Origin of the sequence: Paraburkholderia sediminicola (assembly GCF_046026855.1) — a bacterium.
GTDB lineage: Bacteria > Pseudomonadota > Gammaproteobacteria > Burkholderiales > Burkholderiaceae > Paraburkholderia > Paraburkholderia sediminicola_A.
In genome coordinates, this window is the sequence record NZ_JAQQET010000009.1 from 211113 (window position 1) to 235733 (window position 24621).

Genomic DNA, 24621 nt, shown 5'->3' on the forward strand with positions numbered 1-24621 from the left:
GCCTAGTTCAGCGCTTCCATGCGCAGCTTCGTGACTTGCGAGACAACGGTCTTCAGCGCTTCGATCGTAGTGATCGCCGCGTTGACGTTCTTTTCAACCGTTTCGTGCGTAATCAGGATGATGTCGGTTTCGCCCTTGCCGTTCGCGTCGACCTGCTCCGATTCCTTCTGCAGCAGTGCATCGATCGAGATGCCCCTATCCGCCAGAATGCGCGTGATGTCGGCCAGCACGCCCGTCACGTCCGCCACGCGCAAACGCAGGTAGTAGCCGCTCGTCACTTCGTCGATCGGCAGGATCGGCGTGCTCGACAGGCTGTCCGGCTGGAACGCCAGATGCGGCACGCGATGCTCCGGATCGGCCGTATGCAGACGCGTCACGTCGACCAGATCGGCGATCACGGCGGAAGCCGTCGGCTCCGCGCCCGCGCCCTTGCCGTAGTACAGCGTCGAACCAACTGCGTCGCCGTGCACGACGACCGCGTTCATCGCGCCTTCCACGTTCGCAAGCAGTCGTTTCTCGGGAATCAGCGTGGGATGCACGCGCAGTTCAATGCCCTTGTCCGTGCGGCGCGCAATGCCGAGCAGCTTGATGCGATAGCCGAGTTCTTCGGCGTATTTGATGTCGATCGCAGCCAGCTTGCTGATGCCTTCCACGTACGCCTTGTCGAATTGCACCGGCACGCCGAACGCGATTGCGCTCATGATCGTCGCCTTGTGCGCGGCGTCGACGCCTTCAATGTCGAAGGTCGGATCGGCTTCGGCGTAACCCAGTTCCTGCGCGGCTTTCAATGCGGTCGCGAAATCGAGCCCACGGTCGCGCATTTCCGAGAGGATGTAGTTCGTCGTGCCGTTGATGATGCCGGCGATGTACTGGATGCGATTGGCCGTCAGCCCTTCGCGCAATGCCTTGATGATCGGAATGCCGCCCGCCACGGCCGCTTCGAACGACACCATCACGCCGTTGGCGCGCGCCGCTTCGAAAATCTCCGTGCCGTGCACCGCGAGCAGTGCCTTGTTGGCCGTGACCACATGCTTGCGGTTTTTGATCGCGCGCAGGACGAGCTCGCGTGCCACGCCCGTGCCGCCGATCATTTCCGCCACGATATCGATCGACGGATCGTCGACCACCGCATTGAAGTCATCGGTCAGCGCCACCGTGCCGGCTTCACTGCCGAGCGCCGCGGTCGCCTTGGCGGGATTGCGCACGGCAATGCGCGCGATCTCGATGCCACGGCCCGCGCGGCGTTTGATTTCTTCCTGATTGCGGCGCAGTACCGTGAAGGTGCCGCTGCCTACCGTGCCGAAGCCCAGCAGTCCAACTTTGATCGGTTCCATGCAGCGTGTGTTTTCGAGTAAGTGATTAAAAGGAAACTGGGGCAGGCAGCGGCGCGCGCGAGGCGCGCCGTCCATCTCAAGCCGTGTGGCGTTTGCGGTAACCGTCGAGGAAGCGCGCGATCCGGTTGATCGAATCTGCGAGGTCATCCACGTTCGGGAGGAACACGACGCGGAAGTGATCCGGCGTCTTCCAGTTGAAACCGGTGCCTTGAACCAGTAGTACGCGCTCTTCCAGCAGAAGGTCGAGGATGAACTGCTGATCGTCCTGGATCGGATAAATCTTCGGATCGAGGCGCGGGAACATGTACAGCGCCGCCTCGGGCTTCACGCAACTCACGCCGGGGATGGCCGTCAGCATGTCATACGCGAGTTCACGCTGTTTGTACAGGCGCCCGCTCGGCAGGATCAGGTCGTTGATGCTTTGATAACCGCCGAGCGCGGTCTGGATCGCGTACTGGCCGGGCACGTTCGGGCACAGGCGCATCGAGGCCAGAATGCCGAGCCCTTCGAAGTAGTCTTTGCCGTTGCGGCGGTTCTCGCCGGTCAGGCCCGAAATGAACATCCAGCCGGCGCGGTAACCACACGAACGGTAGCTCTTCGACAGGCTGTTGAACGTGACAGTGAGCACGTCTTCGGAGAGCGCGGCCATCGACGTGTGCTTCTTGCCGTCGTAGACGATCTTGTCGTAGACCTCGTCGGCGAAGATGACGAGGCCGTGCTGGCGGGCGATCTCGATCAGGCCGAGCAGCAGTTCATCCGAGTACAGCGCACCGGTGGGGTTGTTCGGATTGATGACGACGAGCGCGCGCGTATTCGGCGTGATTTTCGCGCGGATGTCGTCCAGATCAGGCATCCAGCGGTTCGATTCGTCGCACATGTAGTGCACCGGCGTGCCACCCGACAGGCTTACGCCGGCGGTCCACAGCGGATAGTCCGGCGCGGGCAGCAGTACCTCGTCGCCGTCGTTCAGCAGGCCCTGCAGCGCCATCACGATCAGCTCGGAGGCGCCATTGCCGATGTAGATGTCGTCCAGTTCGACGCCATGCACGCCCTTTTGCTGCGTGTAGTGCATGATCGCCTTGCGCGCGGCGAACACCCCCTTGGAATCCGAGTAACCGGACGAGCCCGGCAGATTCAGGATCATGTCCTGGATGATTTCATCCGGCGCTTCGAAGCCGAACGGCGCGAGATTGCCGATGTTCAGCTTGATGATGCGGTGGCCCTCTTCTTCGAGCCGCTTGGCATGTTCGAGGACGGGCCCGCGAATGTCGTAGCAGACATTCAACAACTTGTTGGATTTGAGAATCGGTTTCACGGCGGGCACTTCATCCTGTTGTTGGGCTTGGGCAAACAAGCGGGGGCGAAAATACGCCGGCCCGGACAAGTCCACCGATACGGGGAATTATGACGCGGCACGACTGCCAGACACAGATCGGGCCGCCAGACACGGGTTGGGCCGGCTTTCAGGGCTCTCAGGCGCGCGGCCGGCGGATTGCGCCGGTGCAGCAGCCGAACAGGCAAAAGCAGGCCAAAAGCGGGCAAAAACAGTCGAGAAACAGACGAAAAGCGAGCAAAACCAAGGCAGGTAGCCGGTGGGCCGCGCCCACGCCCTCAGTGCGGCTTATGACAGCACGTGAGGCGGCACTTGAGCGAGGGGCGCCGCAAGGCGGCTAAAAAGTTATAATTTAGCGGATTTTGGCCGACTTCCGCAATGCACCAACCGCAACGGTAAGCCTTTTCGGCCGCTTCTGTGTCACTCGCTGTGCTACTCGCGTGTCCAACTCGCGTCAAACCGCCCTGCTTCCGTTCTGCCCGGTCAGGCCGCCAACACGCATGATGTCTCACGACGACTTCGGAAAACGAATTTGAAATTACATCAGGATTCCAGCGGCGCCCTCAACACCGTCACCGGCTACGGCGCCGACTATGTCGAAATCAATCTGGTGCGCCATTCGGGCAGCATTCTCGTGCTGCCGGAAGCACCCGTCATCGCGTGGCCCGTCTCTTCTTTCGACGACCTGAGCGCCGAGCACTTCGCCATGCTGGTGGACGCCGCGCCCGAAGTCGTCGTGTTCGGCAGTGGTGAACGGCTGCGCTTCCCGCATCCGCGCCTGACCGCCGCGCTCACCGCCAAACGCATCGGCGTCGAAACGATGGACTTCAAGGCCGCCTGCCGCACCTACAACATTCTGATGGCCGAGGGCCGCAAGGTCGCGGCCGCGTTGCTGATCGAAGCGTAGTGACGCCGCGCGAGCGCCGCGAAGCTGGCGTTTAGCGGGCGTGGAGGCGCAGGCCGCCGCGCACGGCACGGCATCCATGGGATCCGTGGCCACCGGAGCGGCCCCACCCATGGCCGCGTCAAGGCCGATAACGTACACTGCGCGCCATCGGCGCCTCGCCGGCGTTCGCCCTTTCCAAATAACACCGCCTCGCCGCCCACGCGGCGGCGCCAAAAAGGTTGAAATCCATGAACGATACGCCGACAAGGCTACCGCTCAATCGCACCACGATCCTGCTGCTGGTGCTGGCCCTTGCCCTGATCTGGTTCGTGCCACTCGGCTGGCGCCACCTGCTGCCGAGCGACGAAGGCCGCTACGCCGAAATGGCGCGCGAGATGTTCGTCACCGGCGACTGGATCACGCCGCGCTATAACGGCTACAAGTATTTCGAAAAGCCACCGCTGCAAACCTGGGCGAACGCGCTCACGTTCGCGTGGTTCGGTATCGGCGAATGGCAGGCGCGGCTCTACACCGCGCTGACCGGCTTTGCCGGCGTGCTGCTGATTGGCTTTACCGGCGCGCGCGTGTTCAATGCGGCGACCGGCGTATTCGCGGCGATCGTGCTGGCCACGTCGCCCTACTGGAACCTGATGGGCCACTTCAACACGCTCGACATGGGCCTGTCGTTCTGGATGGAGCTGACGCTCTGCGCGCTGCTGCTTGCCCAGCGCCCCAACCTGGCCGCAGCTAACGTGCGGGCATGGATGTGGGTGTGCTGGGGCGCAATGGCGATGGCGGTGCTCTCCAAGGGCCTCGTCGGCCTGATCCTGCCAGGCGCTGTGCTGGTGCTGTATACCTTGGTCGCACGCGACTGGGCGGTGTGGAAGCGTCTGCATCTGATCGGCGGCCTGATCGTCTTCTTCGCGATCGTCACACCATGGTTCGTGCTGGTACAGCAGCGCAATCCGGAATTCCTGAACTTCTTCTTCATCGTTCAGCAGTTCAAGCGCTATCTGACGCCTGAACAGAACCGCCCGGGGCCGTTCTATTACTTCGTGCCAGTGCTGCTGGTCGGCTTCCTGCCCTGGTTGTCCGTGGCCTTCCAGAGCGTGCGCCACGCGTGGCGCCTGCCGCGCCAGCCGAACGGCTTTGCGCCGGTCACGCTGATGCTGGTGTGGAGCGCGTTCATCTTCCTGTTCTTCAGCGCGTCGCACTCGAAGCTGCTCTCCTACACCCTGCCGATCGCGCCGCCCATCGCGCTCCTGATCGGCATGTACCTGCCGCTCGTCACGCGCGAACAATTGCGCCGCCATCTGGCCGGCTACGCGCTGTTTCTCGTCGTGGCCGCGTTTGCCGCGCTGTTCATGTCGCGTTTCGGCGACGCACGCAACCCGACCGAGCTGTATGTCGAATACCGCACATGGGTGCTCGCGGCACTCGGCGTCGCTTTCGTACTGACGCTGACTGCGCTGTGGCTGAACCGCCGCAGCCGCGCCGGCACCCTTGGCGCCATCGCAAGCTTTGGTGCGGCATGGCTGCTGCTCGGCACGATTGCCGGCACCGGTCACGACGTGTTCGGCCGCCTGAGCTCCGGCGCGCCGCTCGCGCCCGCCATCAAGGCCGAGATCGCAAAGTTGCCGGCCGATACGCCGTTCTACTCGGTCGGCGTGCTCGACCACACATTGCCGTTCTACGTCGACCACACGATGATCATGGTCGAACATCCTGACGAGCTGGCGTTCGGCGTGTCTGTCGAACCGCAGAAATGGGTGCCGTCGGTCGACGCGTGGATCGAGCGCTGGAAGGCCGACCGCTATGCGCTCGCGCTGATCCCGCCGGCAACTTATGACAGGCTGCTCAAAGAGGGGCTGCCGATGCAGGTGGTCGCACGCGACCCACGCCGGGTCGTCGTGATGAAACCCGTGCCCGCCTCCGACGCGGCGGCGCAGAGCGCACCGGCCCCCGCGCCAGTAGAAAAAACACAACAATGACCCCATCTCAGGAACTGACCGTTCGATGAACCCGATTTCCCTCTTTTGTATCCTCGCGGGCGTCACGCTGAACGCCGGCGCGCAGTTGCTGCTCAAAGCCGGAACGAATGCCGTTGGACACTTCGAATTCACCCGTGCGAACATCCTGCCCATCGCCTTTCGTCTCGCAACCCAGCCGCCGATCATCGGCGGGCTGGCCTGCTATGTGATCAGCGTGGGCGTGTGGGTGATCGGACTCTCTCGGGTGGACGTATCGATCGCCTATCCGATGTTGTCGCTCGGATACGTCGTCAACGCGTTCGCGGCGTGGTATCTATTCGGCGAAGTGATGTCCGTACAGAAGCTGATTGGGATCGGCGTCATCCTGATCGGCGTCGTCGTCCTGGCGCGCAGCTAGGCGCCATGTCCCCGGCCACAATGTGCCGGGCACGATTTATTACCGTTTATTGCCGGCGCGGGTGCAAGCGCTGCGAAAATGCCGGCAGCAAAAGATGCGGTAAGCCGGGCACCGTCGCCGGCTAAGCAAAACGTAAGGTTGGCCGCGGTAAGCTTGGCGGTTGCGCCCTTTTTTAGTCGTAACCTTGGGTTTGCGCGTAGTTTGTGCTTTACTTCGCGCCCTTCGGGTTGCGCCCCTTTCAATCGAGCGAAGCATTCATGAGCCAGTCAACAGTCCCGTTTTTGCCGTTTGTCAAACCCGAGATCGATGAAGAAACGATCCAGGGCGTCGTCGACGTGCTCCGTTCCGGCTGGATCACCACCGGCCCGCAGAACCAGAAATTCGAAGCGGCACTGTCCGAGTTCTGCGGCGGCCGCCCGGTGCGCACGTTCAATTCCGGCACCGCGACGCTCGAAATCGGGCTGCGCATCGCCGGTGTGGGCGAAGGCGACGAAGTCATCACCACGCCCGCCTCGTGGGTCTCGACCAGCAATGTGATCTACGAAGTCGGCGCGACGCCGGTGTTCGTCGACATTGATCCGGTTACCCGCAACATCGATCTGGATCTGCTGGAAAAGGCCATCACGCCGCGCACCAAGGCGATCATTCCGGTTTTTCTGTCGGGCTTGCCGGTGGACATGGACCGGTTGTATGAAATCGCCCGCGCCCACAAACTGCGCGTGATCGAAGACGCCGCGCAAGCCTTCGGTTCGACGTGGAAAGGCGAGCGCATCGGCAAGCTCGGCGACATCGTCTCGTTCAGCTTCCATGCGAACAAGAATCTGACTTCGATCGAAGGCGGCGCACTGGTGCTGAACAACGAGGAAGAAGCCATCCTCGCGCAGAAGTACCGTCTGCAGGGCATCACCCGCACGGGCTTCGACGGCATGGACTGCGATCTGCTCGGCGGCAAGTACAACCTGACGGACGTTGCCGCGCGCGTCGGCCTTGGCCAGATGCCGCATCTCGAACGCTTCATTGCGCAGCGCAAGAAACTGGCGCGCGCGTACTTCGCGGGCTTCGAAGGCGGCGCGGCGGCCAAACTGGGCATCGGCCTGCCGCTGGCCGATTTTGAGAACAGCAACTGGCACATGTTCCTGATCACGCTGCCGCTCGACAAGCTGTCGGTCGACCGTGCCGGCTTCATGGGTGCGCTGAAAGAACGTGGCATCGGTTCGGGCGTGCACTATCCTGCGATTCATCTGTTTTCACTGTACCGCGCACGCGGCTTCAAGGAAGGCATGTTCCCGCACGCGGAGCGTTACGGCGCCAGCACGGTCACCCTGCCGCTGTTCACGCTGATGAACGAAGACGACGTGGAGCGGGTCTGCCGCGCGGTCAATGAAATTTGCGAACAATACGGAAAATAAGCGGAAATGATTTATTCGGAACATCGCGCCGTCGCACCGGAAGTGTCGATCATCATTCCGGTGTACAACGAGGAAGCCGGGCTGGCCGCGCTGTTCGCGCGCCTCTACCCGGCGCTCGACGCGCTCGGCACCGGCTATGAAGTGATCTTCATCAACGACGGCAGCCGCGACAAATCCCCCGCTCTGCTCGCCGACCAGTTCCGCGCGCGGCCCGACACGACCCGCGTGATCCTGCTGAACGGCAACTACGGCCAGCACATGGCGATTCTCGCGGGCTTCGAACAATCGCGCGGCGAGATCGTCATCACGCTCGACGCCGACCTGCAGAATCCGCCGGAAGAAATCGGCAAGCTGGTCAACAAGATGCGCGAAGGCTACGACTATGTCGGCACGATTCGTCTGCAACGCCAGGACAGCTTGTGGCGCCGCAAGGCGTCGCGCGCGATGAACCGCCTGCGCGAGCGCATCACGCGCATCAAGATGACCGACCAGGGCTGCATGCTGCGCGCGTATAGCCGCCACATCATCGACACGATCAACCGTTGTGGCGAGATCAACACCTTCATTCCCGCGCTTGCGTACACCTTCGCGCAGAATCCGGTCGAGATCGAAGTCGCGCATGAAGAGCGCTTTGCCGGCGAATCGAAGTACTCGCTTTACAGCCTGATCCGTTTGAACTTCGACCTGGTCACCGGCTTCTCGGTCGTGCCGCTGCAATGGCTGTCGTTCATCGGCGTGATCCTGTCGCTCGGTTCCGCGGCGCTGTTCGTGCTGCTGCTGATCCGCCGCTTCATCATCGGCGCGGAAGTGCAAGGTGTGTTCACGCTGTTCGCTATCACCTTCTTCCTGCTCGGCGTGATCATCTTCGCGTTGGGCCTGCTGGGTGAATACATCGGCCGGATCTATCAGCAGGTGCGTGCGCGTCCGCGTTATCTGGTGCAGACGATTCTCGAACAGCGCGACGGCACCACCGTGACCGAAGCGCCGCGCCAGGCGGTCGTGCAGGCCGTGCAAGCCGCGCCGCTCGCCGATCAGGACCCCAACCCATGAAGCCGCGCGCCGTCGTATTCGCGTATCACAACGTCGGCGTGCGCTGCCTGCAGGTGCTGCTCGCGCGCGGCGTCGAGGTAGCGCTGGTCGTCACGCACGAGGACAGCCCGACCGAAAACATCTGGTTCGGCAGCGTCGCCTCGGTTGCGGCCGAGCACGGTATTCCGGTGCTCACGCCGGCCGATCCGAAAAGCCCGGAACTGCGTGCCGCGGTGAGCGCCGCGCGGCCGGACTTCATCTTCTCGTTCTACTACCGCCACATGTTGCCGGTCGACCTGCTGGCACTCGCCGCACGGGGCGCTTACAACATGCACGGCTCGCTTCTGCCGAAGTACCGTGGCCGCGTGCCGACCAACTGGGCGGTGATCCACGGCGAAACCGAAACCGGCGCCACGCTGCACGAAATGGCCGCCAGGCCCGACGCGGGCGCGATCATCGCGCAAACGCCGGTGCCAATCCTGCCCGACGACACCGCCGCGCAAGTATTCGACAAGGTTACGGTAGCCGCCGAGCAAACCCTGTGGCGCGTGCTCCCCGCTCTGCTTGCAGGCGAAGCGCCGCATCTGCCGAACGATCTGTCGCACGGCAGCTACTACGGCGGACGCAAGCCGGAAGACGGCCGGATCGACTGGACGCAACCCGCACAGCAGGTCTACAACCTGATCCGCGCGGTCGCGCCACCGTATCCCGGCGCTTTCACCGATATCGAAGGTCACCGTTTCATCGTCGCCCGTGCGCGCCTGGCTGCGCCTGGCGCACTTCGCTCGGATTTGCCGCCGGGCCTGCACGTAAGCGATAATGCCGTTTTAGCGATATGCGGCGACGGCCGCGCGATCGCCATCCACGAATTGCGGCACCAGCATGACGGCAACGAAACCGTTGTCACCCCGGCCGAATTCGCCCAGCTCCTCCAAACTCCCCGTCATTCATGAAAAAAGTCCTGATTCTGGGTGTGAACGGCTTCATCGGCCATCACCTGTCCAAACGCATTCTCGAAACGACCGATTGGGAAGTCTTCGGGATGGACATGCAGACCGAACGTCTCGGCGACCTCATCAATCATGAGCGGATGCACTTCTTTGAAGGCGACATCACGATCAACAAGGAGTGGGTCGAATATCACATCAAGAAATGCGATGTGATCCTGCCGCTGGTCGCGATCGCCACGCCCGCCACCTACGTAAAGCAGCCGCTGCGCGTATTCGAACTCGACTTCGAGGCGAACCTGCCGATCGTGCGTTCGGCCGTCAAGTACGGCAAACACCTCGTATTCCCGTCGACCTCCGAGGTCTACGGCATGTGCACCGACGAACAGTTCGATCCGGAAGAGTCGCAACTGTCGTACGGCCCGATCAACAAGCCGCGCTGGATCTACGCGTGCTCGAAGCAGTTGATGGACCGCGTGATCTGGGGTTACGGCATGGAAGGCCTGAACTTCACGCTGTTCCGTCCGTTCAACTGGATCGGCCCCGGCCTCGATTCGATCTACACGCCGAAGGAAGGCAGCTCGCGCGTAGTCACGCAGTTCCTCGGCCATATCGTGCGCGGCGAGAACATCAGTTTGGTGGACGGCGGCGCGCAAAAGCGCGCGTTCACGGATATCGACGACGGCATCGGCGCACTGATGAAAATCATCGCGAACAAGGACGGCATCGCCACGGGCAAGATCTACAACATCGGCAACCCGACCAACAACTTCTCCGTGCGCGAACTCGCGCACAAGATGCTGACGCTGGCCGCCGAATTCCCGGAATACGCCGACCTCGCGAAGAAGGTGCAACTGGTCGAAACCTCCTCGGGCGCGTACTACGGTGCGGGCTACCAGGACGTGCAGAACCGTGTGCCGAAGATCGACAACACGATGCAGGAACTCGGCTGGGCGCCGAAGTCGACCTTCGACGAAGCGCTGCGCAAGATTTTCGAAGCGTATCGCGGCCACGTCGCCGAAGCTCGCGCCCTCGTCGAACAACAATAAGGCCTGATCCTTGGCTCGTATCGTCCTGAAGATCGACGTCGACACGCTGCGCGGCACCCGCGAAGGCGTGCCGAATCTCGCGCGCATCTTCGACCGCTTCAAGGCGCGCGCCACTTTCCTCTTCAGCCTCGGGCCCGACCACACCGGTTGGGCGATGCGCCGCGTATTGCGGCCCGGCTTTCTGAAGAAAGTGTCGCGCACGTCGGTGGTCGAGCATTACGGCATCAAGCAATTGATGTACGGCGTGCTGCTGCCCGGGCCAGACATCGGCGTGAAGACCGCCGCGGAAATGCGCGCGATTCACGAAGCTGGTTTCGAATGTGGCATCCACACGTGGGACCACGTTTACTGGCAGGACAACGTGCGTTCGCAAGACCGCGAGTGGACCGAGAAGCAGATGCAGAAGAGCTTCAACCGCTTCGTCGCGATCTTCGGCGCGCCACCCGTCACGCACGGCGCGGCAGGCTGGCAGATGAACGGGCATGCGTTTGAGCAGATCGACGCGTGGGGCATGCACTACGCGTCCGACGGCCGCGGCCACTCGCCGTATCTGCCGGTAGTTGGTGGCAGGCAACTGTCGCACGTGCAGATGCCCACCACGCTGCCCACACTCGACGAAGTGCTGGGCGTAGATGGTGTCGACGAGCACAGCGTCGCCGCGTGGATGTTGAAGCACACCGAAAACAATCCGCACGATCAGGTGTTCACGCTGCACGCGGAACTCGAAGGGCAAAAGCTCGCGCCGATTTTCGAACAGCTGCTGGAGGGCTGGCGCGCGCAAGGCCACACCTTCGCGACCATGGGTGATTACTACGCCACGCTGGACCGCAGCACGCTGCCATCGTACCCTGTTACGTGGGGCGAAATTCCAGGCCGCTCCGGCGAATTGATTGTCCAGCCCTGACTGGCCAAGCTATAGCCGGCCCTGACGATCCGGCCATCGCGAGAACGTACACCGCGTGGCTGGTCGACCTCCCCCCAAAAGCCTCGATGCCAGGCCGACGCCCCAGCAACTGCAAGTGCAAGCTATGACGTCGGCCATAACAACCGGAGAACCACGTGTCCATCGCAGTCGACCAACCCATCCCCGACTTTACCGCCCCCGCTACCGGTGGCGAGATCACGCTCTCCAAGCTGCGGGGCAAGAAGGTGGTGCTGTATTTCTATCCGAAGGACAACACGCCGGGCTGCACGACCGAAGGTCTGCAATTCCGCGATCTGTATCCGAAGTTCAGGAAAGCCGGAGCGGAAATTCTCGGCGTGTCGCGCGACAGCCTGCGCTCTCATGACAATTTCAAGGCAAAGCTCGAACTGCCGTTTCCGCTGATCTCGGACCCGGAAGAAACCTTGTGTACGCTCTTCGGCGTCATGAAATTGAAGAAAATGTATGGCAAAGAAGTGCGTGGGATCGAACGCTCCACGTTCCTGATCGACGCCGAAGGCGTGCTGCGCCAGGAGTGGCGCGGCGTGAAAGTGCCTGGGCATGTCGATGACATTCTGGAGGCTGTACAAGCGCTTTGAGGCGCGTTATATTGGGTTCCAATGAGTGCCTGTCCACCCCACACTTTTCGTCGCTGCGCCAGACTTGACGGCCGTTTTGTCGGTTCCGTCGAAGTCGTGAGGCGCAACGCGATGACCGAAGGCGAGCCGCTTGTCCCGTACGCCGGGGCGGCGGCTTTTTTAATTGCGCGCGGCCGTTCGTTCACTCGGCCACGTGCTTCCGTTAAGGAGCCGATCGAAGACCAGGCGAACCGGCATCTCTAGACCGAATGCGCGCCTCCGGGCGCAAACTGCGTGCGCACCCACTGGCACCGGCAGAATGCGACAGGCGGCGCACGAAATGTGACCCGATTAATTCGAGGGAAACCATGCCTTTGCCTACCCCCCCCAGCAAGCTCGGCAATCTCCTGCCGCCTGACGAATACAAGGCCAAAGCCGCCACGCCGGCGCGCTCCGCCGCGAAGAAACAGGCAGTCGAAGGGGAATCCGCAGAGTCGACCGATTACGGCCGTGCGAACGTCGCCACGCCGATGGCCCACGCCGCCAATGCCGCGACCACTTTGCGACCCGTGCCGGCGTCGTCGGCTTCCGCTGATGCGTCTCTATCCGCCGAGCAAGCTGCACCGGCGTCCCGGCGCAAATCGAAGCAGACCGCAGCATTGCTGCAACCGGTTCCGGCTGCCCGTCCGCAGGCCGAACCGGCGGCTCAAGCTACACCTGCCGCTAAATCGCAGCCGGTCGTCGCACGCGCGCCCAGCGCGAAAGATCCGGCCGCAAGCACGCCCGCAGCCGTAGCACCCAGCACGCGCGGCACCAGCAAGAAGCGCGGCGCAGCCACAGACCCGCTCGAAATGCAGAAGCTCTTCGTGCTCGACACGAACGTGCTGATGCACGATCCAAGCTGCCTGTTCCGTTTCGAGGAACACGACGTCTATCTACCAATGATGACGTTGGAAGAACTCGACAACCACAAGAAGGGCATGTCCGAAGTCGCGCGCAACGCGCGGCAGGTGAGCCGCACGCTGGACGCGTTGGTGGCGAACGCCGGCAACATCTCGGACGGCATTTCGCTTGCGCGTCTCGGCAGCCGTGAGGCGTCCGGACGCCTGTACTTCCAGACCAAGCTCAACGCCATCGAGCCGGTGGAAGGTCTTCCGGAAGGCAAGGCCGACAACCAGATTCTCGGCGTGGTGCGTGCGTTGCAGCGCGACCGCATGGATCGCCAGGTCGTGCTGGTGTCGAAAGACATCAACATGCGCATCAAGGCGCATGCGCTCGGCCTGCCCGCGGAAGACTACTTCAACGACCAGGTGCTCGAAGACAGCGATTTGCTGTATTCCGGCATCCGCGCGCTGCCGCAGGACTTCTGGACCCGGCACGCGAAGGGCATGGAGAGCTGGCAGGACACCAAAACCGGCACCACGTATTACCGAGTGACGGGTCCGCTGTGCGCCTCGATGCTGGTCAACGAGTTCGTCTATCTGGAGCCGCAGAATGGCGAGCCGGCGTTCCACGCGCTCGTGCGCGAACTGAACGGCAAGACAGCGCTGCTGCAAACCTTGCGCGACTACGGCCACCACAAGAACAACGTGTGGGGCATCACGGCGCGCAATCGCGAGCAGAACTTCGCGCTGAACCTGCTGATGAATCCGGATATCGATTTCGTCACGCTGCTGGGTCAGGCCGGTACCGGCAAGACACTGGTTGCGCTCGCGGCTGGCCTCGCCCAGGTGCTCGACGACAAGCGCTACAACGAGATCATCGTGACGCGCGCAACGGTGCCGGTGGGTGAAGACATCGGCTTCCTGCCAGGTACGGAAGAAGAAAAAATGCAGCCGTGGATGGGTGCATTCGACGACAACCTCGAAGTCCTGCAGAAAACCGACGACGCCGCCGGCGAATGGGGCCGCGCTGCGACTCAGGAACTGATCCGCTCGCGCCTGAAGGTCAAGAGCATGAACTTCATGCGCGGCCGTACGTTCGTGGACAAGTATCTGATCATCGACGAGGCGCAAAACCTGACGCCGAAGCAGATGAAGACACTGGTCACGCGCGCCGGTCCGGGCACGAAGATCATCTGTCTGGGCAATATTGCGCAGATCGATACGCCTTACCTGACGGAAGGCAGTTCGGGTCTGACGTACGTGGTCGACCGCTTCAAGGGCTGGGCGCACAGCGGGCATGTCACGCTAGCGCGCGGCGAGCGTTCGCGTCTCGCGGATTACGCGTCGGAGATCCTTTAAGTTTCAATGCTTTAGCTTCAGCTGGAAGCCGCGCCCGGGTTACCCCGGACGCGGCTTTTTTATTGGGTACGCGTTTCCGATGGGCAACACTTAGCGCACGAACTTCAAGTAATTTATCAAGAATTCTTGCTTGAGCCAGGTTCGACGGGCTACCATCCCGAAATCGTCCGCCATTAAACGAGCGTTTACCGCTCCCTTCGTCTTCATGCGCCGATTCGCCCTTTCGCTGCTGACCGTTGTGCTGCTCGCCGCTTGCGCCGGCGCGCCGCAAAAGACGTCGCGCGGGCCGGGTTCATCGGTCGTGGTCACGAACGGCGCTTATCACGCGCCGCCGCCTGGCTTCCCGAACTTTGTGGATCACAGTATCGGCCGCGAGGAAATCTCAATCCAGGCGATGAGTCTGGTTGGCATTCCATACCGCTGGGGTGGCAATACGCCCGATAGCGGCTTCGATTGCAGCGGATTGGTTCGCTATGTGGTGTCGCGGGCGGCGTCCGTGAATCTGCCACGGACGACTGCGGATATGAGCGGCCGCGGCGAATCGATCGAACCGGATGAAATCGCGCCGGGCGACCTGATTTTCTTCAATACGACCGGGCGAGCGCATTCGCACGTCGGCATCTATGTAGGCAAGCTGCGCTTCGTCAACGCACCGTCGACGGGCGGCACCGTGCGGCTCGACTATCTGACCAATCCCTATTGGGCCAAGCGTTTCGACGGCATACGTCGTGTGGCAGCGCCGGCTGTGACACCCGCACCGTTCGATACACCGAGCTACCAGGCTGCGGCGCCTCAGCCCGAGCGCGTGGCGCCGGTGGCACAGACAGCGCCGACCTATGCCGGCGCCGCAGTGGCCGCGCAATCGGCGGGCTACGCGGCGAACGCTGTCGCGACGCGTCCTCCAGGTTATGCGGCCGCCTCCGTTGCGCCGCAAGCGTCAAACTATGCCGAGAACCCGGTGGCTGCGCAGCAAACGGCTCGCATCGCGGCGACCACCCGTGCGCCGTTAACGGCAACTGTCCAGCCTACGGTCGCCACGGCTGCGACGCCGACGCCACAAGCTGATCCGTTCGAACCGCCGCCGCCCGGTATGAGCGCCGCGCAAATACAGGCGCGCGCGGCGGGCGCGGTATCTCCGGTGCCCGTCCAGGCCGCTCAAGCAAGTACGTACGACGCTGCCGCGGGCGCTGCGAATCAGCAGACAGCGGCTGGGCGCGCTGGGCCGCCAACGGCTACCCGCGCGCCTGATCCGATCGATGCCGCGGCCGACGCATTCGAACCGCCTCCATCGGCTTCAGTCGCCGCGCGCCAGGCTCAGCAAGCCGACGGGAACGGCGGCGTGCAGATCATGCGCGCCTCGACCGCGTCGCGTGGCATCCCTGCCCCCACCCAAACTACCGACGACCCGATCGCACGCTTCGCCAACGGCAATTTTTAACGGTACGGCGCTTGGGCGGTGGCCTGCCATGGCCGTGACCATAACCAGGCACCGGCAGCCCGTGATTCGGTACCTTCGGCCCCGCCACCCCGGTTAGTCACAGGGCCGCGCCCACACTCCGCTCCACGAGCCAGTCCATCCCCGCTACGCTGCCGATCTGCTATCGTCATCGATATTCTTCCGACAGCGGGTGGTGACGATGGATCTCGGGCTGAAAGACAAGATAGTGTTGGTCACGGGCGGCAGCAAAGGGATCGGGCTTGCCTGCGCCCGAGCGTTTGCCCTGGAGGGGGCGAAAGTGGCAATCGTTTCGCGCGACCCCGCCAATCTCGCACGCGCTTACGAACAGTTGAAGCAAGAGGGCCTGCACGTCCATCGAACCCGCGCCGACCTGCACGAACCGCACAGTGCGGCGGACATCGTCGAGGAAGTCACCACCGCGGTCGGCCCCATCGATGTGCTGATCAACAGCGCCGGTGCAGCCCGTCGTTATGACCCGGAAACGCTGGACGCCGATGCATTCCGCGCGACCATGGAAGCAAAGTATTTCCCCTACATCTACCCGCAGCAGGAAGTGCTGCGGCGCATGGCCGAACGCGTGAAGGCCGGCGACGGCGCCGCACCCGGCACGATCGTCAACATCATCGGCATGGGTGGCAAGATCGCAAGCGACATCCATATCGCCGGCGGCGCCGCGAATGCCGCGCTGATGCTCGCCACTGTGGGCCTCGCCCACTACTACGCGCGCTACGGCATCCGCATCAACGCGATCAATCCGGGTTCGACGCTGACCGAGCGCGTCGAGGAAGCGGTCAAACTGGAAGCGTCGCAGCAAGGCATAGAAAGCGCGGACGCGCTCGCGCGCGGGCAGGCTAAAGTGCCGCTCGGACGCTATGCAAAACCGGAGGAAATCGCTGACGTCGCGCTGTTTCTGGCGAGCCGCCGCGCGAGCTATGTGACGGGCGCAATCGTCCCGATGGATGGAGGCAGCACGCCGCTGATCTGAGCGGCGCGCTTTACAGCTTTGAAGTTTGAGGCTTCGGGGTTTGAGGCTTCACGCCTCAAGGGCATTGGACTTAAAGCTTTTCGGGCTTTGAAGCCAAAGCCGTCAAGCCGAATCCTGAAAAGACGTAGGAATTTGCCGCCCCGTCTGCGCGCTTACAGCAAGCGGTGACCGAGCCACCAGGCAGCAGCGGAGAGCGCCGCGGAGGCCGGAATCGTCAGAATCCATGCCCAGACGATGTTGCCAGCCACACCCCAACGCACCGCGCTCAACTTCTGCGTAGCGCCGACACCGACAATCGCGCCGGTGATCGTGTGCGTGGTGGACACCGGAATGCCGAGCCACGACGCGGTAAACAGCGTAATCGCCCCGCCCGCCTCCGCGCAAAAACCACCAACCGGCTTCAGCTTGGTGATCTTCTGGCCCATCGTCCGGACGATCCGCCAGCCGCCGAACAACGTGCCGACCCCCATCGACAGATAGCAGCCGCCGATCACCCACAGCGGCGGCGCGTCCGCGATCGACGAAGCGTACCCGGTCGCGATCAGCAGCATCCAGATGATGCCGATGGTTTTCTGCGCGTCGTTACCGCCGTGGCCAAGGCTATACAAGCCTGCCGAGACCAGTTGCAGACGCCGGAACCGCCGGTCCACCTTGCTCGGTGGCGTGCGGAAATAGATCCACGACACCGCCAGCATGAAGAACGAGCCGAGTACGAAACCGAGCAGCGGCGAGATGAAAATGAAGGCTACCGTCTTCATCAATCCGTCGATATTGAGCGAACCCCAGCCCGACTTGGCGAGCGCCGCGCCCACCAACCCACCGATCAGCGCATGCGAGGAGCTCGACGGAATACCGTAATGCCACGTGATGATGTTCCAGCCGATCGCCCCCACCAGCGCACCGAAAATGACGTAGTGGTCGACGATAGCCGGATCGATCGTGCCCTTGCCGACCGTCTGGGCCACTTTCAGATGGAACACGAAATACGCGACAACGTTGAAAGCCGCCGCGAAGGCCACGGCCTGCTGCGGCTTCAGCACGCCGGTCGACACGACCGTGGCGATCGAATTCGCCGCGTCGTGGAAGCCGTTCATGAAGTCGAAAATCAGTGCGACGGCGACCAGGCCGGCGACGACCCAGATAGCGAGTTGTATCGATTGCATTATGCGTTTTCCAGCACGATGCCTTCGATGATGTTCGCCACGTCCTCACACTTGTCGGTGATCGTTTCGAGCAGTTCGTAGATCGCCTTCAGCTTGATCAGCGTCTTGACGTTGTCTTCTTCCCGGAAAAGTTTCGACATGGCCGAGCGCAGCACGCGGTCGGCTTCCGATTCCAGACGGTCGATTTCCTCGCATGCCTTCAGGATCTGACTCGCCTGCTTCATGTCCGACAGCAGGCTGACGGCGAACTGCACGCGCTCGGAGGTCGCCGTGCAGATGTGCGCCAGCTGGCTCGCTTCGGAGGTCACTGCCTGTACGTCGTACAGCGAGATAGCGGTGGCAACGTCCTCCATCAGATCGAGGATGTCGTCCATCGTGGTGATCAGCTTGTGGATCTCGTCGCGGTCGAGCGGCGTGATGAAAGTCTTGTGCAGCAGGTCGATGGTTTCGTGCGTGAGCTTGTCAGCGGCCTTTTCGGCTTTCTGCACGTTTTGCTTATGGGTCTCGGCGTCCTGAAGGTTGTCGATCAGCAGCTCGAGCTCACGGCTTGCGGAGACGATGCACGTTGCGTGCGCATTGAAAATTTCAAAGAACTTGCCCTCGGTGGGCATGAATCGACCGAACATTGGGATCCCGAAAATTGGTCACATATTGGCTGACATAAAACCGCCACATTGTACCGTTCCGGGATCGATGCCGCACTTTTGAAAGCGTCGTTACAACAGGCCCAGCAGTTATCTCTTTACTCGCTGTAGAAATTCTGCGCGCCGGCAAAATTGTCGAACTTCGTGAATTGGCCATGGAACGTGAGTCGAACCGGACCGATCGGACCATTCCGCTGTTTACCGATGATGATCTCCGCCGTGCCCTTGTCCGGGCTGTCCGGGTTGTACACTTCATCGCGATAAATGAACAGGATGACGTCCGCATCCTGCTCGATAGCGCCGGATTCGCGTAAGTCGGACATGATCGGCCGCTTGTTCGGGCGCTGTTCGAGACCCCGGTTGAGCTGCGACAACGCGATCACGGGTACATCGAGCTCTTTGGCGAGGCTTTTCAGCGAACGCGAGATTTCCGAGATTTCGGTTGCACGGTTCTCGCCCGCCGACGACGAGCCGCTCATCAGTTGCAAATAGTCGATGATGATCAGACCGAGTTTGCCGCACTGGCGCGACAGCCGACGCGCGCGCGAACGCAGCTCCATCGGGTTCAGGCCGCCAGTTTCGTCGATGAAAATCTGCGCCTCGCTCATTTTCTGCACCGCGTGCGTGAGCTTCGGCCAATCCTCGTCGGTCAGGCGCCCCGTCCGCATGCGGTGCTGGTCGAGCCGGCCAACCGAGCCCAGCATACGCATGGTGAGTTGCGAGCCCGGCATTTCCATGGAAAACACGGCGACCGGCAGGCCGTACTCGACCGCCACGTATTCGCCGACGTTCATTGAAAACGCCGTTTTACCCATCGACGGGCGGCCCGCCACGATGATCAGCTCGCCGCCATGCATACCGGAGGTCATGCGATCCAGGTCGACGAAGCCCGTCGGCGTGCCGGTCACGTCGCTCGGATTGGCGGTGTGATACAGCGTGTCGATCCGTTCGACCACCTGCGTGAGCAGCGGGCCGATTTCCAGAAAACCCTGCGTGCCGCGCGCACCGTCTTCAGCGATCGAAAACACCTTCGATTCGGCCTCGTCCAGCAACTGGCGGACTTCCTTGCCTTGCGGATTGAATGCGTCCGCCGAGATTTCGTCAGCCACCGAGACGAGACGGCGCAACACTGCGCGATCGCGCACAATTTCCGCGTAGCGGCGGATATTGGCCGCGCTCGGCGTGTTCTGCGCCAGCGCGTTCAGGTACGCGAGGCCGCCGACATCCTCCGCCTTGCCCGACGTGCCGAGCGCTTCGTACACGGTAATCACGTCGGCCGGGCGGGTCGCCGCGATCAGCTTGCCGATGTGCTCAAAGATGATGCGGTGGTCGTATCGGTAAAAATCGCTCTGCGACAGGAAGTCGGCAATGCGGTCCCATGCCGCGTTGTCGAGCAGCAGGCCGCCCAGCACCGACTGCTCGGCTTCGATCGAATGCGGCGGGACTTTCAGCGACTCGATTTGGGGATCTTTGGACGGTGCGTTCATGGAGAGGAATTATCGGGTAAATGCGCGCGGAGGGAAATCAAAAACCGATACTTCGATGCATCGACAACGGGCAATAAAAAAGGCAGGGGCCGGTCACCCGGCCCCTGCCTTTTGCCAGCAACGTCCTGGCAGATGCTTACTTGATGCTTAGACGTGTTCGCCGAGCACAGCCACCGTCACATCGACGAGCACGTCGGTGTGCAGCGAAACCTGAACAGCGTGGTCGCCGACCAGCTTCAGCGGGCCTTCCGGCAGACGCACTTGCGCCTTTTCCACTGCGAAGCCTTGCTTGACCAGTGCGTCAGCGATGTCGGCATTCGTCACCGAGCCGAACAGACGACCGTCAACGCCAGCCTTCTGACCGATCTGAACCGTCGAGCCTGCCAGCTTTTCGCCTTGAGCTTGAGCGGCAGCCAGCTTTTCAGCTGCAGTCTTTTCGAGTTCGGCGCGGCGGACCTCGAATTCAGCCAGGGCTTCCTTCGTTGCACGGCGAGCTTGCTTGTTCGGGATCAGGAAGTTACGTGCGTAACCGTCCTTCACCTTGACGATATCGCCCAGGTTGCCCAGGTTGACGACTTTTTCCAGAAGAATAATTTGCATTCGGATACTCCTTATCGCGTCGTCGGGTTAGGCCTTGTGCTGGTCGGTGTACGGCACCAGCGCGAGGAAACGTGCGCGCTTGATTGCCGTATCCAGCTGGCGTTGATAGTGCGACTTCGTACCCGTGAGACGCGCCGGCGTGATCTTGCCGTTTTCGCCGATGAAGTCCTTCAGCGTTTCGAGGTCTTTGTAGTCGATATGATCGACGTTAGCGGCCGTGAAACGGCAGAACTTCTTGCGCTTGAAAAGCGGATTTTGTTGCTGACGACGTTTGTCGAATTTCTTACCAGTCGGGCGGGGCATGTTCAGTCCTTTCCAATGTCCTGCAATTCTGTGATGTGAAATACCAGCGTTCTTGCGTTGCGGTGCTTTTTCGCCAGAAAGCCTGTGAAGAGCGTTTCTACGCCCATCTGACAGCCTTCCAGCTTACCGCTCGCCTCGCCTGCGGCTACTGCCTGCATGGTCAGTTCGACTTGCCGGGCAATACCGGCTTCGACGACTTCCGTGCGGTGGTGCAACGTGCAACCTGCAATCGGAACGCCGGCGGGGGTATACCGCACCGGTTCGCGTTCGACGACGCTGGCCGTAAGTTGCAGCCGATTCATGTAACCTTTGACGAGGGCGACGCTTGATCTGGTAGCTTAAATAGTGTGTCTTAAGCCTGCGCTTCGGACGGTTGCGTAGCAGCCGACTTCTTGGCTTCTTCGCGCTGCACTTCCTTCATCATCGGCGACGGGCCGGTTTCGGCCTTCTTCATCTTGACGATCAGGTGACGCAGAACAGCGTCGTTGAACTTGAATGCGTGTTCCAGCTCGTCGAGCGTGGTTTGGTCGCATTCGATGTTCATGCAGACGTAGTGAGCCTTCGCGAGTTTCTCGATCATGTAGGCCAGTTGGCGACGGCCCCAGTCTTCGATACGGTGGATCTGGCCACTGTGCGAGGTGATCGTGCTTTTGTAACGCTCGATCATGGCGGGCACTTGCTCGCTCTGATCGGGGTGCACAATAAAGACGATTTCATAATGACGCATACACACTCCTTGTGGACTTGTGGATTAGAGCCACCCGGGCGTCTGAACCGGTGTGGCAAGTGAGAAGCCAAAGAGTGTAACCCGATTGGGGCCGGGTTGCAAGATATCCCGTGAATGCAGTGCACGAATCGGGTGTGTTTTCAAGGGTTTAGGGCAAAGCAGACAAATGATCGCCACGCATCCGCGTCCGGCGACATCACCACCGGATCGCGCGCATGCCGCACCCGCTCAGCCCCCCTCGGTCTGCTCGCTGCCGCCCGCCAGACGGGCTTTCAGCGCCGTTTCGAGCCCACTGAGCGCGTCCGGCGCGGCATCGGTGACGGCCCACCAGGTCATCCCCTGCGCGTTCCAGTGTGCGAGCGAGTAACCCTCGCGGGTCTGCGCCATCGAAAGCCCAGCGGCCGCGTCTCGTCCCGCATCGCCGGCGCGCGCTTCCGGAAACACATAGACGTCGATGATGTGCTTCTGATAGCGATACACCAGCACCGCCACCCGCTGATGCGCGATGTAATCCAGACGGCCGCCTTCAAGCGGAAAACCGTTTGCCGCGAGGTCCTCGACCGGCGGCGAATAGTCGATCCGGCCGTTGAACCACGGCTTGACCGTGTGCTTGTCAGTCGAAATGACGTCGATGTCGTGCCCGGACATTTGCGCCCGCACATGGCTTTCGACCAGTTCATCGGCGAACGGGCCGGCTTGCGCCGGATGATGCAGGTTCAATGTGACGCCTACCGCCACCGCACCGAGCGCGACCACCAGCCCGGCGAGCCAGCCCTGCCCGATCGTTGCGCCTGTGCCTGCGCCCCCGCCGGGCCGGCCCATCGCGCCTTGCGGACGCGGCCAGCCATTCAGCCAGTTACCCAGCCAACTCCGCTTCGGCCTCGGCTGTGTGGCGGCCCGTGGGGCTCCGATGGGCTCGTGGACGGCGATGTCGCCCTCCGGAAGGGCAGCTAGAATCCGCGCCCGCAGGGCATCCGGCGCCCGATGATAGGGTTGTGTGCGCAGCGAGGCGCTCAACGCATGCAGGTTTTCGCTTTCGCGCCGGCAAGCGTCGCAACTGTCAATGTGCTGCTGAACGCGCTGAGCATCCGGCGCGGTCAATTCGTGGTCGGCGTTCGCATCGAGGAGCGGCCGCGCTTCGTTACAGTCCATCTGGCGTCTCCTGATCTGAGCCGGCGGCGCTTGCGCCGGGGTTGCTGGATGGACGGCCGTTGGAAGCCGCCCGGAGTGGCGTTACGGAAGCAGTGGGTGTCGTAGAGGCGCCCGGCATCGTGGCTCGCGGCGAACCGCCCCCTCCCGGATGCCCGGACGCCGGTAGGCCGGTCCCCGGAAGCCCGGACGCCTGCTTCGCCGTCAGCAGCGCGGCCAGCTTGCGCCTGCCCCGCGCGAGCCGCGACATCACCGTGCCGATCGGCACATCGGCCACCGTCGCGATCTCGCGATAACCCATTTCCTCAAGTTCCCGCAGGATCAGCACCTCCCGGTACTCGACCGGCAACTGCGCGAGCGCCTCGTGCACCAGTTTCGTGTCCTCATTACGGATCAGGAGCGTCTGCGGATCGGCGCCGCCCGCGCTCCAGCCGTCGAAGGTCGCGTCGTCCATGGTGTCGTCGAACTCGACCACTTCATGCGACGACGCGCGCCGCCGCCACTCCGTGTACCAGGTGCGGCGCACGATCGCAAGCAGCCACGGCCGGGCCGAGTCGCCCCGGAAGGTGTCGAAGAAACGGAACGCGCGCATGAACGCTTCCTGCACCACGTCGTCGGCATCGTTGGCGTTACCGCACAACCAGCGCGCAAGGTTGTACGCGGCGTCGAGGTGCGGCAGCGCCAGTTGCTGAAAACGGCGGCTACGCGCCGCGTCGTCGTGCGCGCCAGCGGCATTTGAATCGGGTTGACCCACCTCGGCCCTCCAGGGCATTGCGGCTACGCTGTGTGACTCGTCTTCACAACATGACCGGCCACAGACCGAGTTTATTCCCGCCCCTGCGTGGAATCTGCAAAAAAAGGCCGAAAAGCCTGTGCACCGCGGATCACGGCACGAAACGCTGAACGGCACGATGACGGCGGCCTGGGCGAAAAAGCAGGCATGCCCACCTGCGCTAGTAGATTGGGCGATTCCAGTAATCCTCGCTGGCATACACCTCTTTCAGGTAATCGATGAAGTAGCGCACCTTGGCCGGCACATAACGTTGCTGCGGATAGACCGCCAGAATGTCGTAGTCGGGCAGCGCAAATTCATCCAGCACGGTTTCCAGTTCGCCGCGCGCCAGTTGCTGCTGGATTTCCCATGTGGAGCGCCAGCCGAGCCCGAGCCCTTCGGATACCCAGCGATGCAGCAGCTCGCCGTCGTTACAGTCGAGCGTGCCGCCCACCCGCACTGTCGCAAGTTTGCCGTTGCGGCGGAAGTACCAGCCGCGGTTCTGCCCGCCTTGCAGGTTGAACGCCAGACAGTTGTGCTGCGGCAGATCTTCGAGCGTTTTCGGCTTGCCGTATTGGCGGAAATATGCCGGCGTACCGCACACCACCCGCCGGTTCGACGCCAGCTTCACCGCGACGAAATTCGGATCGACGGCACCGCCGATCCGGATCGACAGGTCGTAACCCTCCCGCACCAGATCCACGACCCGGTCGGTCAGATTGAACGACACCTGCAATTCGGGCTTGTCGGCGAGAAAAGGCGGCGCGAGCGGCGCAACGTGCTTGCGCCCGAATGCAGCCGGCGCCGACACGATCAGATGGCCGTTCACCGCGCGCCGTCCGGCGCTCAGTTCGTTTTCCGCCTGATCCCATTCGGTCAGCAGGCCGCGGCAGCGCTCGAGAAACGCCGCGCCGTCTTCGCTAACCACGAGGCGCCGCGTCGAGCGGTACATCAGCTTCACGCCGAGGCGCTTTTCCAGCGCGTCGATGCGGCGCCCGAGAATCACCGGCGACACCCCCTCTTCCAGCGCGGCCGCCGCGAGACTGCCCGCATCGGCGACGCGCACGAAAGTTTCGATCTGTTTGAAGCGATCCATTTTTGTCTCCTACCCGTCTCGTGCGTCGCCACACGCCATTCCATACTTTTTGTTTCGAAATAAGCGACCCGAACTGATCTTATCAAACCTTTAGGTGAAGCCTACAGTTCGATCAACA

At 62.3% G+C, this 24621-nt stretch carries 24 protein-coding genes; 12 read left to right on the plus strand and 12 right to left on the minus strand.

Translation table 11 applies throughout. The features are described from left to right. Positions 1-2: 2 nt before the first annotated feature. Together PQR40_RS12635 and PQR40_RS12640 are read right to left on the minus strand one after the other, a co-directional pair. Positions 3-1334 carry a homoserine dehydrogenase gene (locus PQR40_RS12635; RefSeq protein ID WP_408222910.1) on the minus strand — a complete coding sequence of 444 codons (1332 nt, stop codon included), beginning with the start codon at positions 1332-1334 and terminating at the stop codon, positions 3-5. A 76-nt stretch (positions 1335-1410) separates the two neighbouring features. Then, positions 1411-2658: a pyridoxal phosphate-dependent aminotransferase gene (locus tag PQR40_RS12640; protein ID WP_408223259.1), complete on the minus strand. Its 1248-nt coding sequence runs from the start codon at positions 2656-2658 to the stop codon at positions 1411-1413. Positions 2659-3199: 541 nt separating this feature from the next. Between PQR40_RS12640 and PQR40_RS12645 the strand changes: the two genes are divergently transcribed. The 12 genes from PQR40_RS12645 to PQR40_RS12700 all read left to right on the plus strand — a co-directional run bounded on the left by PQR40_RS12645 (position 3200) and on the right by PQR40_RS12700 (position 16562). Further along, entirely contained in the window at positions 3200-3574 is a 375-nt protein-coding gene (locus PQR40_RS12645; RefSeq protein ID WP_408222908.1) for an Mth938-like domain-containing protein, read from the plus strand. A gap of 227 nt (positions 3575-3801) precedes the next feature. Next, positions 3802-5544 (plus strand): glycosyltransferase family 39 protein, encoded by a 1743-nt coding sequence (locus PQR40_RS12650; protein ID WP_408222906.1) that lies wholly within the window; start codon positions 3802-3804, stop codon positions 5542-5544. 25 nt (positions 5545-5569) lie between these two features. Beyond that, positions 5570-5941, plus strand: coding sequence for a DMT family transporter (locus tag PQR40_RS12655; protein WP_408222904.1), 372 nt, complete (start codon positions 5570-5572; stop codon positions 5939-5941). A gap of 257 nt (positions 5942-6198) precedes the next feature. Then, complete coding sequence (locus PQR40_RS12660) at positions 6199-7350, plus strand: DegT/DnrJ/EryC1/StrS family aminotransferase (protein WP_408335631.1); 1152 nt, start codon at positions 6199-6201, stop codon at positions 7348-7350. 6 nt (positions 7351-7356) lie between these two features. After that, a complete protein-coding gene (locus PQR40_RS12665; RefSeq protein WP_408222900.1) occupies positions 7357-8400 on the plus strand; it encodes a glycosyltransferase in 1044 nt (347 codons plus the stop codon). Continuing rightward, positions 8397-9332 carry a formyltransferase gene (locus PQR40_RS12670; protein WP_408335634.1) on the plus strand — a complete coding sequence of 312 codons (936 nt, stop codon included), beginning with the start codon at positions 8397-8399 and terminating at the stop codon, positions 9330-9332. The genes PQR40_RS12665 and PQR40_RS12670 overlap by 4 nt, the downstream gene beginning before the upstream one ends. Then, the gene (locus tag PQR40_RS12675) at positions 9329-10375 is read left to right on the plus strand and encodes a bifunctional UDP-4-keto-pentose/UDP-xylose synthase (protein WP_408222896.1); all 1047 of its coding nucleotides are present in this window, start codon (positions 9329-9331) and stop codon (positions 10373-10375) included. Before PQR40_RS12670 ends, PQR40_RS12675 begins: the two co-directional genes overlap by 4 nt. A 10-nt stretch (positions 10376-10385) precedes the next feature. Next, entirely contained in the window at positions 10386-11279 is an 894-nt protein-coding gene (locus PQR40_RS12680) for a polysaccharide deacetylase family protein (RefSeq protein WP_408509090.1), read from the plus strand. 155 nt (positions 11280-11434) lie between these two features. Beyond that, positions 11435-11896, plus strand: a complete 462-nt coding sequence (locus PQR40_RS12685; RefSeq protein ID WP_408222892.1) for a peroxiredoxin — start codon at positions 11435-11437, stop codon at positions 11894-11896. A gap of 347 nt (positions 11897-12243) precedes the next feature. After that, positions 12244-14118, plus strand: coding sequence for a PhoH family protein (locus PQR40_RS12690; protein WP_408222890.1), 1875 nt, complete (start codon positions 12244-12246; stop codon positions 14116-14118). 205 nt (positions 14119-14323) lie between these two features. Further along, the gene (locus tag PQR40_RS12695; protein ID WP_408222888.1) at positions 14324-15556 is read left to right on the plus strand and encodes an NlpC/P60 family protein; all 1233 of its coding nucleotides are present in this window, start codon (positions 14324-14326) and stop codon (positions 15554-15556) included. 199 nt (positions 15557-15755) lie between these two features. Further along, positions 15756-16562 (plus strand): SDR family oxidoreductase, encoded by an 807-nt coding sequence (locus PQR40_RS12700; protein WP_408223257.1) that lies wholly within the window; start codon positions 15756-15758, stop codon positions 16560-16562. A gap of 152 nt (positions 16563-16714) precedes the next feature. On the opposite strand, the gene PQR40_RS12705 is transcribed toward PQR40_RS12700, so the two are convergent. From PQR40_RS12705 to PQR40_RS12750, 10 genes are all read right to left on the minus strand, one after another. Further along, the gene (locus PQR40_RS12705) at positions 16715-17725 is read right to left on the minus strand and encodes an inorganic phosphate transporter (RefSeq protein ID WP_408222886.1); all 1011 of its coding nucleotides are present in this window, start codon (positions 17723-17725) and stop codon (positions 16715-16717) included. After that, positions 17725-18351 carry a DUF47 domain-containing protein gene (locus tag PQR40_RS12710; RefSeq protein ID WP_007182106.1) on the minus strand — a complete coding sequence of 209 codons (627 nt, stop codon included), beginning with the start codon at positions 18349-18351 and terminating at the stop codon, positions 17725-17727. Before PQR40_RS12710 ends, PQR40_RS12705 begins: the two co-directional genes overlap by 1 nt. 116 nt (positions 18352-18467) lie before the next feature. Next, the gene (locus PQR40_RS12715; protein ID WP_408217284.1) at positions 18468-19856 is read right to left on the minus strand and encodes a replicative DNA helicase; all 1389 of its coding nucleotides are present in this window, start codon (positions 19854-19856) and stop codon (positions 18468-18470) included. A 147-nt stretch (positions 19857-20003) separates the two neighbouring features. After that, positions 20004-20456 carry a 50S ribosomal protein L9 gene (gene rplI, locus PQR40_RS12720; protein ID WP_408222884.1) on the minus strand — a complete coding sequence of 151 codons (453 nt, stop codon included), beginning with the start codon at positions 20454-20456 and terminating at the stop codon, positions 20004-20006. Between the two features lie 27 nt (positions 20457-20483). Continuing rightward, complete coding sequence (rpsR, locus tag PQR40_RS12725) at positions 20484-20759, minus strand: 30S ribosomal protein S18 (protein ID WP_012432802.1); 276 nt, start codon at positions 20757-20759, stop codon at positions 20484-20486. A gap of 2 nt (positions 20760-20761) precedes the next feature. Next, complete coding sequence (gene priB / locus PQR40_RS12730) at positions 20762-21061, minus strand: primosomal replication protein N (RefSeq protein WP_028196682.1); 300 nt, start codon at positions 21059-21061, stop codon at positions 20762-20764. A 50-nt stretch (positions 21062-21111) separates the two neighbouring features. Further along, positions 21112-21486 (minus strand): 30S ribosomal protein S6, encoded by a 375-nt coding sequence (rpsF, locus tag PQR40_RS12735; protein ID WP_408509091.1) that lies wholly within the window; start codon positions 21484-21486, stop codon positions 21112-21114. A 228-nt stretch (positions 21487-21714) separates the two neighbouring features. Further along, positions 21715-22638: an anti-sigma factor family protein gene (locus tag PQR40_RS12740; protein WP_408509092.1), complete on the minus strand. Its 924-nt coding sequence runs from the start codon at positions 22636-22638 to the stop codon at positions 21715-21717. Beyond that, complete coding sequence (locus PQR40_RS12745) at positions 22628-23389, minus strand: RNA polymerase sigma factor (RefSeq protein ID WP_408509093.1); 762 nt, start codon at positions 23387-23389, stop codon at positions 22628-22630. The genes PQR40_RS12740 and PQR40_RS12745 overlap by 11 nt, the downstream gene beginning before the upstream one ends. 199 nt (positions 23390-23588) lie before the next feature. Further along, on the minus strand, positions 23589-24503 hold the full coding sequence (locus tag PQR40_RS12750) for a LysR family transcriptional regulator (RefSeq protein WP_408509094.1): 915 nt from the start codon (positions 24501-24503) through the stop codon (positions 23589-23591). Positions 24504-24621: the final 118 nt, after the last annotated feature.